General features: G+C 35.8%; 10 protein-coding genes. 6 read left to right on the top strand and 4 right to left on the bottom strand.

What is annotated here, in order from left to right; all coding sequences use genetic code 11:
• Positions 1–267: 267 nt before the first annotated feature.
• Entirely contained in the window at positions 268–984 is a 717-nt protein-coding gene (locus tag BC008_RS37350) for an NnrU family protein (RefSeq protein ID WP_027841562.1), read from the bottom strand.
• Between the two features lie 209 nt (positions 985–1,193).
• On the opposite strand from BC008_RS37350, the gene BC008_RS37345 reads away from it, so the two are divergent.
• The 4 genes from BC008_RS37345 to BC008_RS37325 all read left to right on the top strand — a co-directional run bounded on the left by BC008_RS37345 (position 1,194) and on the right by BC008_RS37325 (position 8,525).
• Positions 1,194–2,210, top strand: a complete 1,017-nt coding sequence (locus BC008_RS37345; protein WP_027841561.1) for a LysR family transcriptional regulator — start codon at positions 1,194–1,196, stop codon at positions 2,208–2,210.
• A 1,301-nt stretch (positions 2,211–3,511) separates the two neighbouring features.
• Positions 3,512–4,927: a serine/threonine-protein kinase gene (locus BC008_RS37340; RefSeq protein WP_027841560.1), complete on the top strand. Its 1,416-nt coding sequence runs from the start codon at positions 3,512–3,514 to the stop codon at positions 4,925–4,927.
• A gap of 1,414 nt (positions 4,928–6,341) precedes the next feature.
• A complete protein-coding gene (locus tag BC008_RS37330) occupies positions 6,342–7,382 on the top strand; it encodes a PstS family phosphate ABC transporter substrate-binding protein (RefSeq protein WP_027841559.1) in 1,041 nt (346 codons plus the stop codon).
• Positions 7,383–7,460: 78 nt separating this feature from the next.
• Positions 7,461–8,525, top strand: coding sequence for a PstS family phosphate ABC transporter substrate-binding protein (locus tag BC008_RS37325; RefSeq protein WP_027841558.1), 1,065 nt, complete (start codon positions 7,461–7,463; stop codon positions 8,523–8,525).
• 1,257 nt (positions 8,526–9,782) lie between these two features.
• Here BC008_RS37325 and BC008_RS37315 read toward each other — a convergent pair.
• Positions 9,783–10,502, bottom strand: coding sequence for a Crp/Fnr family transcriptional regulator (locus BC008_RS37315; RefSeq protein ID WP_027841557.1), 720 nt, complete (start codon positions 10,500–10,502; stop codon positions 9,783–9,785).
• Between the two features lie 387 nt (positions 10,503–10,889).
• Here BC008_RS37315 and BC008_RS37310 point away from each other — a divergent pair, with 387 nt between their 5' ends.
• Complete coding sequence (locus tag BC008_RS37310; protein ID WP_153009731.1) at positions 10,890–11,735, top strand: DALR anticodon-binding domain-containing protein; 846 nt, start codon at positions 10,890–10,892, stop codon at positions 11,733–11,735.
• Positions 11,736–12,057: 322 nt separating this feature from the next.
• Here the strand turns inward: BC008_RS37310 and BC008_RS37305 are convergent, their stop codons facing one another.
• On the bottom strand, positions 12,058–12,936 hold the full coding sequence (locus BC008_RS37305) for a Cof-type HAD-IIB family hydrolase (protein WP_058184462.1): 879 nt from the start codon (positions 12,934–12,936) through the stop codon (positions 12,058–12,060).
• Between the two features lie 422 nt (positions 12,937–13,358).
• Positions 13,359–14,162, bottom strand: coding sequence for an exosortase-dependent surface protein XDP2 (locus tag BC008_RS37295; protein ID WP_027841554.1), 804 nt, complete (start codon positions 14,160–14,162; stop codon positions 13,359–13,361).
• Positions 14,163–14,696: 534 nt separating this feature from the next.
• Between BC008_RS37295 and polA the strand changes: the two genes are divergently transcribed.
• A complete protein-coding gene (polA, locus tag BC008_RS37290) occupies positions 14,697–17,681 on the top strand; it encodes a DNA polymerase I (RefSeq protein WP_058184459.1) in 2,985 nt (994 codons plus the stop codon).
• The last annotated feature ends 68 nt before the right edge of the window (positions 17,682–17,749 follow it).

The following is a 17,749-nucleotide window of genomic DNA, read 5'->3' as shown; positions in this document are numbered from 1 at the left end:
AACATGTCTGAGCCTTATAGCAGGCAAAAATTTGAGTAGAGTGATGTTACCGAATTCCATACTTGAGTTAATAAACAATTGAGGAATAACTTCCAATATTTAATTTCTAATCTAGAAAAACAAACCCCCACCGATAGCTATATCAATCGATCCTACATTGATTTGGTAGTAATTGATTAGATTGATAAACATCTAGATGAGTATCAACTACTGCCATCTCACTGCAATTAAGTACTAACTACTGCCGTTAATAGGTATTCTCTAAAACTATAATCTTATCTCACTTGTTACCCTCATTAAAAGGGGATGAGACCACCATAACAAAATAATAAAAATCGTGACTCCCAAATAGGCAAAAGAAATAAATTCCTGCCATTGGATAGATTGACGACCGTCTAAAATTGCGGCAAAAGGGATAACGGAAGTCCGTTGTTTAACGCTTTCAAAAGCTTCCCCATAGCGATATTTTAAACGACGATCGCCGTGCCAAACTCCAAAGATGTGGTGCAATATTAAGCCAATTGAGGTAACAATTGTAAAAGTTGTTCCTAACCATAGAGTGTGGGCGACGCACCAAATGACTTGACCCACCATTTGCGGATGGCGGGTGATGCGGATAATTCCGGTTTCGTAGAGATGTACTTGGGGTTTTTGTAAGGCAGCAATTTCTAGTAGATTGAAGGTAGCAGGATACAAAAAGAAAAAAGAAATAGCAGAAAGTGTCCACACTGTTGCTTTTACTCCCACAACACCTTGGATTTGCCATAATTGCAAGCCATCATAGCGGTGATTAAAAAAGTAAACAATCATTAGGAGAGCCAATGGCAAACTTAAGGACGCAAACAAGATGCGATAAAGTCTTGCACCAATATATTTTTCTACCTTATGACGTAAAGCTGCTCCCCCGCTATGGACAATTGCGAAACCGAAAAGCATCCCCAAAATGACAAAATGACTGGGTGTTAACCAATTTGGTAAAAACATGTACTTAAGTAAAGTAATTTGAAGAAAATTTAATTCAGCACAAACAATAACACAAAGTGTTCAAGGGGGGACTTTATTCAAGATGTTGTGTTACTGTCTTTTTCGAGTAAAATCTCCAAGTTTAAGATGCAAAAAACATGCGGTAGTAAAAACTACTTGCCGTAGCTTTTTTGCTTTTTCGCTCCTTTCTTAAAAGCGGGTTAAGCCATATGTCTGACCTTCCATTTACATTAGATCAGTTACGAATTCTCAAAGCGATCGCCGTAGAAGGGAGCTTCAAGCGCGCAGCTGATAGCCTCTACGTCTCTCAACCAGCAGTAAGTTTGCAAGTACAAAACCTCGAACGGCAATTGGATGTCCCATTATTCGATCGTGGAGGACGACGCGCACAATTGACTGAAGCAGGACATCTACTTCTAAACTACGGGGAAAAAATCCTCAGTTTATGTCAAGAAACTTGTCGCGCGATCGAAGACCTGCAAAATCTCCAAGGCGGTACTCTCATAGTAGGTGCTTCTCAAACCACGGGCACTTATTTATTGCCACGAATGATTGGTCAATTTCGACAGAAATATCCTGATGTTGGGGTCCAATTGCATGTTCACTCTACTCGCCGTACGGCTTGGAGTGTTGCTAACGGACAGGTAGATTTAGCAATCATTGGTGGTGAAGTACCTGCCGAACTAATGGAATCATTGGAAATGGTTCCCTACTCAGAAGATGAATTGGCATTAATTTTGCCCACATTTCATCCTTTTGCTAAACAGGAAACAATCCAAAAAGAAGATTTATACAAATTACAGTTCATTGCTCTAGATTCTCAATCAACTATCCGCAAAGTTATCGATCAAGTACTGACACGGGGTGATATTGATACTCGCAGGTTAAAAATTGAAATGGAACTCAATTCAATTGAGGCAATTAAAAACGCAGTTCAATCAGGTTTGGGAACTGCATTTGTCTCTACAAGCGCTATTTCTAAAGAACTGCAAATGGGTGTATTACATTGTACTCCGATTGAAGGTGTTGTCGTCAAGCGGACGCTATGGCTAATTTTCAATCCTAATCGTTACAGATCTAAAGCGGCAGAAGCATTCAGTCGAGAAATTTTGCCCCAATTCGCCAATCCTGGATGGAAAGAGGATATTTTAAAATCCTCACAGAACACTAGTTTTGCCGTTAATAGCCTGGAAGCTACGACGACATCCAACAAAAGCGAAGAATAAAAACTGGTCGCCTGTTATTACTGATTCAATATATTTGTAGGGGGTTTTCTTCTTAAAACATGGTTCCCAGCTTCCAACAACTTATATTACTTGCTGAAATAAAATTCCATTTCTTATTTTCTGAGAAAAGGTAGCTTGCAAAACCAAAGATGTATCAATTCCTGAGGTAATGTCCCGAATTTCGTGAATAATCTGGATTCTACCCTTTCTAGATTACCGAAATTCGGAGGGCGCAAGCCCCTAAACTTATTTGTGACAATACAAGTCCCCAGGCAATTACGTGGTTACTGCATTCTATTGGAATATGTATTCAGCATCTTTTTCCAATAGCTATGGATAAGTAGTTGCTACTGGTAAGATTCGTCAGTATTGCCCAATTATTAACAATGTCAAGCAATGCTAGTAGTAGAAACAAAACTACTAAAAACCTGAACAATAAGGGTTTTGTAAAGTCGCGACCGCCAATAAGTGTAATTTTTTCAAGAAAAAAGTAGGGCGCTATCTTAACCCTAAGACAGGATGCGATATTCCAGTATGCTTGTGGATATTAACCCTGATTACACTTACTTAAGTTAAATGGTGCGTTAATACCTAGTAACTTAGTACGAGAAATCACGGCACTCTTGTGCATTAAAGTTAGTTCAGAGAAACAAGAATTTCCTGACTTCTAACCATGGGTAACTTCAAATATCTTTATCTCTTATAAAAGTGTTGCCTTTTTATCCCCGAGGTGACAAACACTAAGACACACGACACACAAGCGTATTTACAGGATGATCGTGCCGTTAGGCTCAGAACTGGGGGAAGAGCGCCAAATCGAATATTATCTTCCCCTAGTTTAAACACCAGTTTCCAAAACAAAACTGTGGACTCAAATAGTTAGCCGCAGTTAAGGTGAGATGCCAATAGTGACAGCAAGGCTTGTGCCCTGAAGGAAAATGTATTAAGTAAATGGTTTATATAACGACTTTTTTAAGGTAAAAATAAAAATTACAATATACCCAGGGTAATTATTTCTCATCCACTAATTATTCAGTGAAATTGTTAGTAACCCTTGCTCGGCTTAAGAATAAGTGATTTATTAGTGGTTCAGTGGAACCACAAAAAATAAGTCAGCAGTTCAGAAGTAGTTCTATTACAAACGGCTCTTATAATTGAAGTATTGACATGTTATTTGCTCCTTAGGTTCCCTGTAAACTTTTTTCGCATATATCGTGGTGAATAACATTCAGTATCTATTGTTTTGAAATATTACCATTTAGGGTTAAAGTCGCGCGCGCAGTAAGGCGCAAAAGACCAAAATGAAAGTTTACTGCACTCGTCCAGGATGCCCTCGCCCACATAACTACTTTTCAGATTTGGAGAATAACTCCATTATCAGAACTGTACAACAAAAATATTGTATGACCTGTGGAATGCCCTTGATCCTAGCTGGGCGTTATTTGCCAACCAAGCTTCTTGGGAAGGGAGGCTTTGGGACGGCATTTTTAGCCATAGACCGATATACGCCTGGAATGCGTCAGTGTGTAGTCAAACAATTTCAACCAGCTGGTAATCTAAACCAGACTCAAATGCAGCTAGCACAAGATTTGTTTGAAAGAGAAGCAATAGTTTTAGAAGAACTTGGTAACCAACACGACCAAATTCCAGCTTTATTTGCTTACTTTCCTTTACTGGTTGAAAATTTGAACTGCAAGGAAGAGCAATTTTTTTATCTGGTACAAGAATATATCGATGGGCAGACATTAGAAGAAGAATTAGTCGAAAAAGGTAGATTCACCGAAACCGAGGTTGTGCAGATATTGAGAGATATTCTCAATTTACTTAAATTTGTTCATAACAAAAATATTATTCACCGGGATATTAAACCTTCCAACATAATGTACCATCGCAATGGTAAACTTTTTTTGCTAGATTTTGGTGCAGTTAAACAGGTTACAAACAATCCTATTGGCTCAAATCGTTCTTCTACAGGTATTTACTCTTTGGGTTTTTCTCCACCAGAACAAATATCAGGAGGACAAGTTTTTCCATCCACAGATTTGTATGCTTTAGCAGTGACCATAATCACTTTACTGACAGGGGAACAAGAGGTAAATAAGTTATTTGATGTTCACAGCAATCAAATTGAATGGCGTTCTCGAGTTCAAATTGATTCTAATTTAGGAAATATCTTGGATCGGATGCTTATCGCAGCAGTAAATCAACGCTTTGGGACAGCAACAGAAGTTTTGGAAGCGCTCAGTAAGCTACCGCAATTTTCTCAGCACCAGGATTTAGAAACTAGTAAGTCAATGCAGTCACAAATTCAAACACCAGTGGCCATCACTAATAAATCAAGGACAATACCAAAAACTAGAATTAATAGGTCATTTTCCAGTTTTGAAATTTTATTTGGAGCTGCATTTACTGGTTTTGAAGGTACTTTAATTGCGATCGCATTACTGAATTTATTTTCACTTACAGTTGTAAGCTTGATATGTGCTGCAGCAGTGTTTGTAATGCTAATTTTTTCTCAAATAAATCGTTGGATTGAAAAGCAAGATTTATTAATAATTTCGGCAATAACATTCATTGTTTTATTTTTTATTCCCTTGTTACGGGGTAATCTTGGCATTGGAGAAGTAATTATTTTATCTTGTGGAATAAGTTTAATTGCAGTTGCTATTACATCACTATTCAGTCTGATTCAGAAATTATTATCACTTTTACTTTAGATATACCCAGAGAATAAAAAATATGTTCCTCAAAAATGATTTAACTCTTTTGTCATTGGCCCTGCTCATTACTTTAGGATTAGTGGGAATTGGTGTTTGGTGGCTGAGAGATAATGTATTTTTAAAAAGTCTACCTAGCGACGCAGTGATACTTTCAAAGAATGTTATGACTCTAGCCAATAGTTGTAATCTGGATGTCCTACAAGACTTTCCAAATTTTTCCAACTAAACGAGTTTCAATTCAAATTAAGTTACGCAAAAGAAATTATGTAAATATCTCCTAGAATTTCCAGGGTATTTATATGATATTGCGAAGAGCAAAATGTTTGATATGCAATGCTACGTAGATACACAGTTTAGTTATATTTTTAGGCACTCTTGTAAGATAATTATTAGATTTCAAAGTCATCTATAAAAAATCCTGAAATTGAATTTTTATTTTTGGTATAAATATAAAACATCTCTCGAACTGATTAAAGTTCAGGAGATTGAAATAAGATTCAGAGAAAATAATTATATGCTACTTCCGTATATATTCAAAAACCCCTTTATGATTACTTGGAATCTTTTAAGAGTATTAAATGCCTGATTTAATCCAAGATACAGTTAAAAGTGACTGCTAATCTAAAAATAATTATTTTAGTGTAAATAGATGTTTGCATGTCATCAATATGGTGTAATCGTAGTAAATTTATAACAAGCTAAAAAATAAATCAAAAAGCTATAGTCAATACTAATTTTATAAAGTAAATATATCAACACATAAATGAACTTAAATCTATATTCTTTCGACATTGGGGATATACATAGGAAAATATTTGATTGTTATTTCTCTATGATTTTACACCTAAGAATATTGGGATATATTGGCTTTATTTTTTACAGAAATTCTTTGCAAAAATTCGATGAATGCTTTCATCTAATACATGACATTAAATCTAATCTTTATTTTCCCAGAATATGATTATATTTATCTGCAATTGGTGAAAAATAAATAAAAATCCTATATAAAATAAAGGACAAATTTAATATATTACTTTCTAAATAATTATATAGCTATCAGTACTTATAATTAAATAACTATCATTAGACTGATAGATTCAAAGCTATCTATAAAGGCAATTATACGGTCAGACATTTATTTATAATCTTACAAATAAATCTCATGACTGTACGTCAATATTTTAAATTAAGATAAATATATTATGATTTTAATCATATTGAGTTGCTTACAGCACACTAAATTAATGTTATTTTCGGTATATTTTATCAATATTCAATAACTAAATATTTACAAAAAACAAATTTAGTTATTGAGATTTTTGGTATTAAAAATAAAACATATTTGTCTAAAATTATAGACAAATTATAAAACGTTAAATTTTTGTTTATCTATTACAAATAGAAACTAATGATGTTTGAAAAAAACGAAAATTCGATTTTAGTAACTACACTACTAATAACTTTAGGATTAATAACTGGGGTCTATTGGTGGATAGCTCATACTCATAGCATCAACATCAGCAGTTATTTCCATAATTCTCTCAAAAAAACGGTACAACCAAACTCATTGCAAAATAATAAATTTAAGGAAATATCCCATATACCTTCTGGTTTATTCAGTTATGGCGGTAGTACCACCTGGGCACCGATTAGAAGTAAAACAGAAAAAGCAATAGAAACTATCTTTAAAAAATATGATTTGCGTTATACCAACCCTGCTACAGGTTCTCCTGGTTCTGCTGTTGGTATCAAAATGTTACTCAATAACCAATTGGCTTTTTCCCTTAGTTCTCGTTCTCTAAAAGAAAAAGAATACCAGCAAGCCCAAAAAAAAGGTTTTACCCTCACAGAAATTCCAGTTGCAATTGATGGTGTTGTAATTGCAGTTCACCCAACTTTGGATTTACCTGGTTTAACTATTGATCGACTTAGAGAAATATACACAGGAAAAATTACTAATTGGGAAGAATTAGGAGGACCAAACTTAAGAATCATACCTTATTCCAAACAAAATGAAGGAGGTACCGTAGAATTTTTTATAAAAAATATTTTACGCCGAGAAGAACTGGGGAGTAACATTCAAGGAGTTAAAACTACAACTGAAGCTTTGAGAAAAGTAGCGAGAAATCCAGGTGCTATTTTTTACGCATCTGCACCTGAAGTTGTTGGACAATGTGGTGTTAAACCCCTGGCAATAGGGCGAGTTGCAGATCGATTCATTCCACCGTACGAAGAACCTTTTATCCCACTTTCCCAGTGTCCGCGAAAGCGTAATCAATTGAATCTGGAAGCTTTTAAAAACGATGAATATCCAATGACCAGAAGATTATTCGTAATCGTTAAACAAAACGGTCAAGTCGACGAACAAGCAGGACTAGCATATGCAAAATTGCTACTTACTCAAGAAGGTCAAGAATTAATTTCTAAAGCAGGCTTTGTAAGAATTCGTTGAAAAACAATTAGCTGCTCTCTTCTAAACTTTTAAATATAGGTTTATTAAAAATTTAGTACGCAGTCTTTTTGTTTACTTATGTCACACAAAAATGAAACAACTGTTTTTGTATTATCCCTGTTGATTACTCTTGGGCTAGTTGTTAGTGGTGCATGGGCGGTCAATAATTCCCTTATTGATATTACTAGAATATTGAACCTGGTAGGAGATAGGAATGGTAATTCTGCAGCTAGACCAGGTTATGCGATGAAAGGGCTGAGTGGAAGTAGTACTTTTAATTCTGTAACCAATATCCAAGCAGGAAGATTTCCCTACGGTGGAAGCACCACATGGGCACCAATTCGTAGAGATGTTGATGCAAAAATAAGACAAGGAATACCACAATTTCAAATCGTTTACATTGATCCAATCGGTTATCCCCCTGGCTCGGGTACTGGAATTCAAATGCTTTTGCGCAATCAACTAGCTTTTTCTCAGTCTTCCCGTTCTGTCAAGGAGCGCGAACACCTGCAAGCACAAGTACGGGGATTAAAACTGAAAGAAATTCCTGTTGCGGTAGATGGGATTGCAATTGCTGTTAATCCAAGTCTTAATATTTCTGGATTAACTCTTTCCCAGGTCAGAGGTATATACACAGGTAAAATTACCAATTGGAAAGATATAGGAGGACCAAATCAAAAAATAATTCCATTCTCAAGACCAAACCAAGGTGGTACGGTAGAATTTTTTGTCGGCAATGTTTTGAGAAATGAAGATTTTGGTAGTAACGTCGAAATAATTAATACTACTACTGAGGCTTTAAGAAAACTAAGTAGGAACAAAGGCGGAATATATTATGCTTCTGCACCAGAAATTGTTGGACAATGTGGTGTTAAACCTTTACCAATTGGTAAAACCCCTGATGAATTAATCCCTCCTTACCAAGAGCCTTATATTCCTTCATCGGCATGTCCTCGAAAACGCAATCAACTCAACACAATTGCTTTTTCTGAAGCTAAATATCCTATTACCCGCAGGTTATTTGTCATCGTAAAACAGGATGGCCAAATTGATGAAGAGGTTGGAGAAGCTTATGCCAAATTACTACTCACTTCACAAGGTCAAGATTTAATCGCCAAAGCTGGGTTTGTCAGGATTCGTTGATAAAAGACTTTTCAAGTGCTGATTAGAGTCTATTACTAATCCTGAGAAATGTAATAAATATTTAGGCAGAAAAATATCTAGGTAGGAAAGATAAAAATTCTCTACCCATTACAAAAAAAAGTAAGAGTCGAATCGTATTGTTATTCTTCCCATGTCTGATAAAAACTAAATAAGAGTTTATGTATAATCTTTACTAATTTCAATTACTTTAATTGGAAGTGGTTATTGGTGGTTAACAAAAAATTTTCGTAGTGATATCAATTCAATTTAGAATTCAGAGGTTAAAACAGATTATTACCATTCAAAAAAATGATGTACCTAATATCTTTTCTAAAAACGTTTCTGGCTCAAATTTCGATTCCGTAAAAAATGTACCGACTGGAATATTTAACTATAGAGGTAGTACTTCATAGGCACTAATTTAGACAGGTAATCGATCCACAAATTAGAACTGCATACCCTGAGTTTACATTACGTTACATAGAATTTAATAATAAACGTGGCTTAGGGACTGGCATTAAAATGCTAGTTGATGGTCAATTGGCATTTGCTCAGTCTTACCGACCAGTTTCTGATAAAGAGTTCGAGCGTCTCGAAAGCATGGCTTTTCTTTAGCCCAAGTTTCTATAGCAGTTGATGGCTCTTAGCTATTGTCGTTAACTCGAAACTCGATATAGATAGACTTGGCTTAGAGCAGTTAAAGTCTACTTATAGCAGGAAAAACCACTAATTGGAGTCAGCTTGGTGGTTCAGATATTTTCATTCAACCGTTCTCCCGTCATAAAAGTGAGGGTGGAACTATCAAAATGTTTATTGAAGATATTTTGGGAGATTGGGCTTTTGGGTCTCAAGTAAAACTTGTTTCTACCACCACGCAAGCGTTAAATAAAATAGCTCAAAATCTAGAAGATATTTAATTTTGCTTTTGCTCCAGAGGTAGTTCCCCAATGTTCGGTCAAAAGCTTACCCATACAAAATAAACGAGGAAAGTTTATTGCTCCTTACCAAGGACGACTTGTCCTCCCATCTGAATGTCCTAGTAAACGCAACAAGTTGAACATTGAGGCTTTTCGGTCTGAAGCTACCCGATTACGCACAATCTGTTCGTGGTGGTCAAACAGAATGGGCGTATTGAAGAACAAGCAGGTAGAGTATATGCCGATTTGTTGTTAACCGAGCAGGGACAGGAATTAATTAACCGATATGGGTTTGTCAGAATTCGCTGACACCTGCTGTAGTTAACCAAACTGCTTTAACTTAGCTAGCTCTACTGATAGATTCTGCTGGCAGACAAATCAAATTATCGCCTTGAGTCAGGATTAAGCCACGCTGACGTAACTTACCCATCAAGCGAGTAACTGTGACGCGAGTTGAACCAATAGCACTACCAATTTGAGCATGGGTTAGTGGGAATGGCAGACAATAGCCACGAATTACATCGGGGTCTGTTTCACTCATTGCCGGCTCGCCGTATTCCTCAATCAATAATGTTAGGAATCCTAAGAGTCGATCAATTGTCCGTCGTTGCCCTAAGGCACTCAGCCACAACAGCTTACGCTGGTGCTGATACCTGAAAGCATCCATGACTTCTCGACGAAAATGAGGCCAATTATCTAGATCGTGCCAATACATCCATAACACGGCAGTTTGATCTACATGAGCATAGGATTGCAGGGTAAATGGTGACTGAGCCACTATTTCAAATGGTTGACCAGCTCCCACAAATCCCAAAAATGCTTCTTCTGGTGTTCTGTTAATCCGTCGAGATGTTAACTGAGAAGCAGTGGCACTAACTTGTGCTGTTCCTACCATACGGATTGCACCCCTTTGCACCAAATATAGCAATCCAGGTCTTGCTGGAATGCGCTCATCTTTGCTAAAGGTGCGGCAGCGGTAGTGTTCTTGAGCCCAATCAAGAATCCGTTGCCAAGTTAAAAAAGGCCTTGATGCTTCTGAAAAGGAGGATGGAGATTGCATAGGTAACAAAGAGCGTTCGGCTGAAGACAAAGAAAAGACGTCAAAAAAAAAGGTGCAAGGAGTGTCTTCTCGTTGGCGACATAGGACTTAACCTAAAGTCACCAGCCATGCAAAAAGTAGAAATATAATTTTCTACTCTTTTGTTATACTTCTCTACTGTACAATGATTGTAGTAAAATTTACCCATAATTCAAGAAATTTTGCAAAATTCTCATATTTTCTCCCTCAATATTAAAATTATGTCTAAAGGGAGATGACAGCGAGTCAGTATTTTAAAGCAGAACTCCTTAAATAATCATACAAACTGGATTTTATGTGTATCCTAGAGCCTCAGTAAATAAATACACAGCGATTATACAGCTACTACGCGTTATTTTCGTAGAAGCCTTGAGTAACACAAATACGACTCAAGAATTAGCACCCATTAGTCAAACAAATATTCATCTGCATAAAAGTAGAGATTTGAATAGGGTTTTATATATTTCCGGGGTCGCACTACAGCAAAAAAAATCTCAGAATCTTTATTCTATGAATTTCGCTCAAGAGATAGCGTGTTATCTCTGGGCAAACTATGACCAAGAATTGAAAGTAGAAATTGTTTCCCCGGGTTTAATTTATATAGAGCTAACCCCACATTTATTAGCTGCTTTTTTACAGCATTTCAGCAGTAAAGAAGTCTGGAATGAAATAAAAATAGATGAAAATCAAAGTACAAGTTCTCATAAATATTCAAGTTCTCATCAATATTTGAGTTTGAGTAAAGGTTGCTTGAGCCAAAAGTTGATAAATTCCCATGGCTCATTTGCTCTGCAATATGCTCATGCTCGTTGTTGCTCTCTAATACAGCTAGCAGCAGGCGAGGAATTCATTAATTTGGGTGTCGGCTCCGCTTCATGGGCGATAATCCAACCATCGGAAATACCCTGGCTTAAAGAGGAAGGACAGTTACGTTTCGTCCATCCTGCAGAATTTTGTTTAATGAGTAAGTTAATCGAAACTTTAGATAACCTGGATAATAGTTTTGTCGATCAGACAGTTAAATGGGAAAACATAGCTCTGGGTCTGAGCCAAAGTTTTGAAAGTTTTTGGTCTAATTGTCGTATTTGGGGTGAAGTAAAAATAAATAATCGGGAATTAGCCCAAGCAAGATTAGGGCTGATAGCGATTACTCGGTTAGTGTTTGAGCGAGTAATAGAAGAAAAACTTGGTCTGACCGCATTTTCAGAATTTTAATATTTCTGAGATGTTGGAAATTAGACATGATTATGAAGTAAAAGTAAAGACTTCAAATAAATAGTTGACTTGTCAAAAAAACAGGTATATATTGTTAATTGTGTGAGGAGCGAACCAGCGAGAGCACCGAGACGAAACACGGCCAGTCGTCGGTGCTCTTTCTGATGTTTATAAGTATCCTAAGATATTGATTAATAAGAAATTACCTGTGTTGTAAGGCTTAATATTAGGTAATTATAACTAATAATAAATCAGTCAGCAGTTCTTACTATCTTTTCAAGACTTACTGCTGACTTAATTTTGTGTCATTTAAAGAGTATATTTAGTTTGATAATAAAAAGTTTTCAATTGCGACTGCTGCTCCATCCTCATCAACGCCGGGAGCAATCCACTGAGCATGGGCTTTAACTTCTTCAGGAGCGTTTCCCATCGCGATGCCAATACCGGCATACTCTAGCATTTCAATATCATTGAAGTTATCGCCAATAGTCATAACGTTATTTCTTTGTAGCCCTAATAGTTCTTCTGCTAAATAACTAACTGCTGCACCTTTATTTACTAGTGGATGAGTTGCTTCAAAAAAAGTCGCAACAGATTTAGTCAAATATAACTCTTCTGTAGTGTATCTGTGGCGCAAATTAGTTAACAGTTGATTTATTACGTCTGTATCTTTACATAAAGCTAAAATTTTTGTTGGTTCGTTGTCCAAAGTATTCCGTAAATCCCCAACTGCGATCGCATCAATATTAGAGCGTTCGGCATATAATTTAGTTTCTGGGGTTAGCTCCCGTACATAAAGTTTATCCCCAATGTAGAAGTGGATAGATAAAATTTGGCGTAAGGAAGGTTGCTCAAAATGATCGAGCAGTTGTTCAGAAATATTTTTGGGTACAGATAAATGTTGATGTAACTGTTGTGTAGCAGGGTCTTGAATCCAGGCTCCTTGATAAGAAATTAATGGTAATCTGGAGTTAATTTCTTGATGGAAACGTAACGCGGAACGATACATTCTACCGGTAGCAACAGCCACTTCGATTCCTTTTGCTTGTGCGGCGTCAATTGCTTTTTTTACTCGTTTGCTAATTGAGTTAGATTTTCCAGCAATTGTACCATCAATATCTACCACCAAAAGTTGAATATCTGATTTAGGATTTACCCCAGTTTGTGACAAGTCTAGTTGACCGTTAGAATTTAAATGCATAAGTTACCTTTTGCTTACCCTGTGTTTAGTTTAGTAAGTTATAGTAACGAGGTTAACAGTCTGAAATATTTTTTCGGAAGTTTTGAAGGTAAATTATTGATTATTAGTACAAGAAAAAACCAGAGATTAACTCTGGTTCAAAATGATAATTTTGCGTTCGAAATAATTTTTTTATTTTTCTAGAAACTGCGCTAATAAGTATAGCAATCGTATTTGATTTCTGAACGGGTGATCCTTGTAGAGGCGTTGCATCCAACGTCTCTACAATATTTATTTTAACGAATGATTTAGGATTGATATATTAGTAAAACCAAATGTCGATTTAATCAAAGATGTAAACTTTTATTGTTCAATTGAAGCTTGTAAAACTTTATTTTTTAAGAGAATTGATGTCTAAATTTTGATTACTATCAATGGGAACTTTAAAAAGAAGAGGTTTTTTTGTGTCTGCGACGCCAGAAAGCCATTCCCACTACTGCACCTAGACCTAATACACTTCCTGGTTCGGGTACTGAAGTCTTTCTCGCAGCTAACTTAAAATCAGGACCGCTAAATGTTTTGTCCGCAAATACTTGAACTCCACTTAGAGATTCAACTCCTAGTTGGTCAAGACTGACTCCCCAAGAGCCAACTTTTTGAGAACCGCCAATTTCCGTTGTATTTATGGAATAATCTGCATCGAATTGATTTTTTCTTAAAAGTTTGATTTCATTACCAATTACGTTTCCTGCGCTATCAATGGCTCGAACTCCTAAATCACTATTTTTGCCTCTTTCCCAAAAGAATAAACTGTCCAATCCTGAATTATCTTTTTGAATCAAGCTATCAAAAAATAAGTTGATCTTAAATTCTCCATTCCCTTCACCATCAACAATATTATTCAAATTATTGTTGCCCAAGTATGCATTAATTTCAGCACCATTGGGGTCTTCATTTACTCCAATTGCTCCTGGGTTATTTGCATTATCACCCCTATCTGTACTCGCTTCGCCACTATTTGGATCGCTATTCCGTGGCGTGTTGAAAAGGATATCAGTTTTTGTTACGAAGGAAAACTCACTAATTGTCTGACCATTCTGTTCTATCGACTTTAATAAAATATCAGCAGTTGGGTCACTTGTTTGGCTGACGTTAGTTTTAAAACTAGCTGCATGAGCAGAATTAGATACTGCTAAAAGTGTTCCCAATATTAAACTAAGAGAAGTCAACGTGCTTTTAATTTTCATGATTATCTCCTAATTATTTGAGGAAGTTCAAAATTAAAAAAATATCCTTGGTTATTACATTAATTATGTTTAATTGAGGACCCTATCATCATCCGTAAACATGCAGATAAGTATTTAAATTTTCGATATAGTGAATTGTTCTTATTATGTAATTTGGGATATTCTTAATCTTTCAATCAAGCATATTAACAGCAAATAAAATATCAGTAGGATAGATAGTATTTTTCTAAAAATTCTGAGTTTAAATCTGATTGCAAACTAGTTCAAATTATTAGCTTCGACTCAATGATGATTCATAAATACAACTATTGTGTTAGGTTTTGTAGCGGTAAGACACTTAGGAATGTAGATTAAATAAAGTATAAAACTAGGGTGCTGTTAGCATCGCGTAACGCACGATTCTAAATTTCAGAATTACAGTTTATTAAATTCTCATTCCTTACAATTACTTCGTTTCAGGTAAACTCATTAATACTTTAGGTACTACAGTAAATTTTTCCCTTTGCAATTAAAGCTGCTACTTCAGATAAGTCTATGTCCGAAACAAAAGTCTCAAACCAGTTGAATTCTAATCCTTTGATTTCTGATTCTTTAACTTCTGACTCTTCCAATTCGAATCGCCCCAAGTTTATTTTAGTTGATGGACATTCCTTAGCTTTTCGTTCCTACTACGCTTTTGCTAAAGGTCGGGATGGAGGATTAAGAACAAAAGAAGGTATTCCTACTAGTGTATCTTTTGGTTTTCTTAAATCTTTACTGGAAGCGATCGCCAGCGAAAAACCCCAAGCAATTGGTGTTGCTTTTGATTTGGGTATACCAACATTCCGTCATAAAGCAGATAGTACTTATAAGGCTGACCGAAAGGAAACACCGGAGGATTTTATTCCCGATCTGAAAAATCTCCAAGACTTAATTTCCAAGTTAAATCTACCTATCTTAACTGCTCCGGGTTTTGAGGCTGATGATGTATTAGGAACTATAGCCCAACGTGCGTCTGTTGCTGGTTATCAAGTAAAGATTTTAAGTGGCGATCGCGATTTATTTCAGCTTGTAGATGATAAAGAACAAATCAGCGTACTTTATTTAAATAAAGATTCTATTAAGCGCTCTGCGACTGGTTTTGGTGAGTTTAACTCGGCGGAAGTTAAGGAGAAACTAGGTGTTTTCCCGTCACAAGTAGTTGATTTTAAAGCCCTTTGTGGTGATAAGTCAGATAATATTCCTGGTGTAAGGGGAATTGGGGAAAAAACAGCAGTTAAATTAATTGAAACCTACGGTTCCCTTGATAACATTTATGATTCTTTGGATAAAATTAAGGGTGCAAACCATAGAAAGTTAGTAGAAGGGAAAGAAGATGCAGAAAAGTCTCGCTTTTTAGCAAAAATAGTTTTGGATGTACCTTTAGATATTAATTTAGAGGATTGTAAACTTACAGGTTTTGATACGAGTAATCTTTTACCGATTTTAGAAAAACTAGAATTTAAGTCTTTCATCACAAAAATCAATCAACTTCAAGAACAGTTTGGTGGAAAAGTTATTGAAGTTGGAGATCAAGAAACTGGTAATTTATCTAATTCATCTAATTTGAATTATGAAGGTGAGGATTTATGGTTCTTCAGTGCGGAAGATACAGATGCAGCAGAAAAAGAATCTGTATTACCTATTGAACCGCGCATTATTGACACAGAAGCAAAGCTTCAAGAGTTAGTGGAATTACTACAAAGATTTACAGATCCAAAAGTACCTGTGGCTTGGGATACAGAAACTAGTGCTTTAGAACCCAGAGATGCTGATTTAGTTGGAATTGGTTGCTGTTGGGGTACAAAAATTGATGAAGTTGCTTATATTCCTGTGGGACATAAATCGGGAAATAATCTGAGTAAAGATTTGGTTTTAGAAGCATTACGTCCAATCTTAGAAGATAAAAAATATCCCAAGAGTTTTCAAAACGCTAAGTTTGATCGCTTAATTTTTCATACTCAAGGAATTCAGTTAGATGGGGTTATTTTTGACCCGATGCTTGCAAGTTATGTAATTAATCCAGATAGCAGTCACAGTCTTGGTGAATTATCCCAAAAATATTTAGGTTTAATCATTCAAGATTATTCTGAATTAGTTCCTAAAGGTCAGACAATTGGTGACATAAATATAAATAAAGTTGCAGCTTATTGTTGCTTTCAAGTTCATGCGACATTTCAATTAGTACAAAAATTACGGGAAGAGTTGGAAAAAATTCCTACTTTACATAAATTACTGTTGGAAGTCGAACAAACTCTAGAACCTGTTTTAGCGGATATGGAATGTCAAGGTATCCGTATCGATAGCGATTACTTAAAAACGCTATCAAAACAGTTGGAAACCGATCTAGATAAGTTCGAGCAACAAGCTTATGAGATCGCAGGAGAACAATTTAATTTGGGTTCTCCCAAACAGTTAAGTGTAATTTTATTTGAAAAACTCGGTTTGAGTACTAAGTTCTCTCGCAAAATTAAGACCGGATATTCAACTGATGCTGCAACTTTAGAAAGGTTACAGGAAGTTGATACTAGTGGAATTATTGATGCGATTATTGAATATCGGACTTTATCAAAATTGAGATCGACTTATGTAGATAAGTTACCGGAATTAGTACGTCCTGATACTCATAGGTTACATACCAATTTCAACCAAACAGTAACTTCTACGGGAAGGTTATCTTCTTCTAACCCTAATTTACAGAATATCCCCATTCGTACAGCATTTAGTCGTCAAATTCGTAAAGCTTTTTTACCAGAAGAAAACTGGTTGATGGTTGCTGCAGACTATTCGCAAATTGAGTTAAGAATTTTAGCGCATTTATCTCAAGAGCCGATTTTAGTGGAAGCTTACCAAAATAATCGGGATATTCATACTTTAACGGCTCAGTTGATGTTTGAAAAAGACGAAATTACATCAGAGGAAAGACGAGCGGGGAAAATTATTAACTTTGGGGTAATTTATGGAATGGGTTCTGTAAAATTTTCCCGTTCTATTGGTGTGGATAGAAAACTAGCAAATGAGTTTATTCAAAGATTTTACAGTCGTTACCCAAAAGTTTTTGAATTTTTGGAAGGGGTGAAAAAGCAAGCTATATCCCAGGGTTACGTAGAGACAATTTTGGGACGTCGTCGCTATGTGCAATTCACTGGTAATAGTTTACAAAAACTCAAAGGTCGTAATCCAGAAGATATTGACTTAAGCAAACTGAAAAATTTGGGACCCTATGATTCTGGTTTACTCCGTGCTGCAGCGAATGCACCAATTCAAGGTTCTAGTGCTGATATTATCAAAATTGCAATGGTGCGATTGCATAAAGTTCTGCAAAATTATCAAGCTCGGTTATTGTTACAAGTTCACGATGAATTAGTTTTTGAGGTTCCACCACAAGAATGGGAAGAGTTAAAACCAATAATTAAGTCAGAAATGGAAACTGCTGTAGAGTTAAGTGTTCCTTTATTGGTTGATATCAATTCAGGTGATAACTGGATGGAAACCAAGTAGAAGTTTGCTTAGGACACTCGCATAAATAATTTCCTAAGTTTTGAATGGCGAAGGCTAAGTAATCAAGC

Origin of the sequence: Mastigocoleus testarum BC008 (assembly GCF_001456025.1) — a bacterium.
Taxonomy (GTDB): Bacteria; Cyanobacteriota; Cyanobacteriia; order Cyanobacteriales; family Nostocaceae; genus Mastigocoleus; species Mastigocoleus testarum.
This window is presented reverse-complemented; position numbering and strand designations above follow the sequence as displayed.

Excerpts from the sequence above, each read along its gene's own strand:
- polA (WP_058184459.1), top strand. The coding sequence starts at position 14,697 with ATGTCCGAAACAAAAGTCTCAAACCAGTTGAATTCTAATCCTTTGATT.
- BC008_RS37325 (WP_027841558.1), top strand. The coding sequence starts at position 7,461 with ATGTCACACAAAAATGAAACAACTGTTTTTGTATTATCCCTGTTGATT.
- BC008_RS37330 (WP_027841559.1), top strand. The coding sequence starts at position 6,342 with ATGTTTGAAAAAAACGAAAATTCGATTTTAGTAACTACACTACTAATA.
- BC008_RS37350 (WP_027841562.1), bottom strand. The coding sequence starts at position 984 with ATGTTTTTACCAAATTGGTTAACACCCAGTCATTTTGTCATTTTGGGG.
- BC008_RS37315 (WP_027841557.1), bottom strand. The coding sequence starts at position 10,502 with ATGCAATCTCCATCCTCCTTTTCAGAAGCATCAAGGCCTTTTTTAACT.
- BC008_RS37305 (WP_058184462.1), bottom strand. The coding sequence starts at position 12,936 with ATGCATTTAAATTCTAACGGTCAACTAGACTTGTCACAAACTGGGGTA.
- BC008_RS37345 (WP_027841561.1), top strand. The coding sequence starts at position 1,194 with ATGTCTGACCTTCCATTTACATTAGATCAGTTACGAATTCTCAAAGCG.
- BC008_RS37340 (WP_027841560.1), top strand. The coding sequence starts at position 3,512 with ATGAAAGTTTACTGCACTCGTCCAGGATGCCCTCGCCCACATAACTAC.
- BC008_RS37295 (WP_027841554.1), bottom strand. The coding sequence starts at position 14,162 with ATGAAAATTAAAAGCACGTTGACTTCTCTTAGTTTAATATTGGGAACA.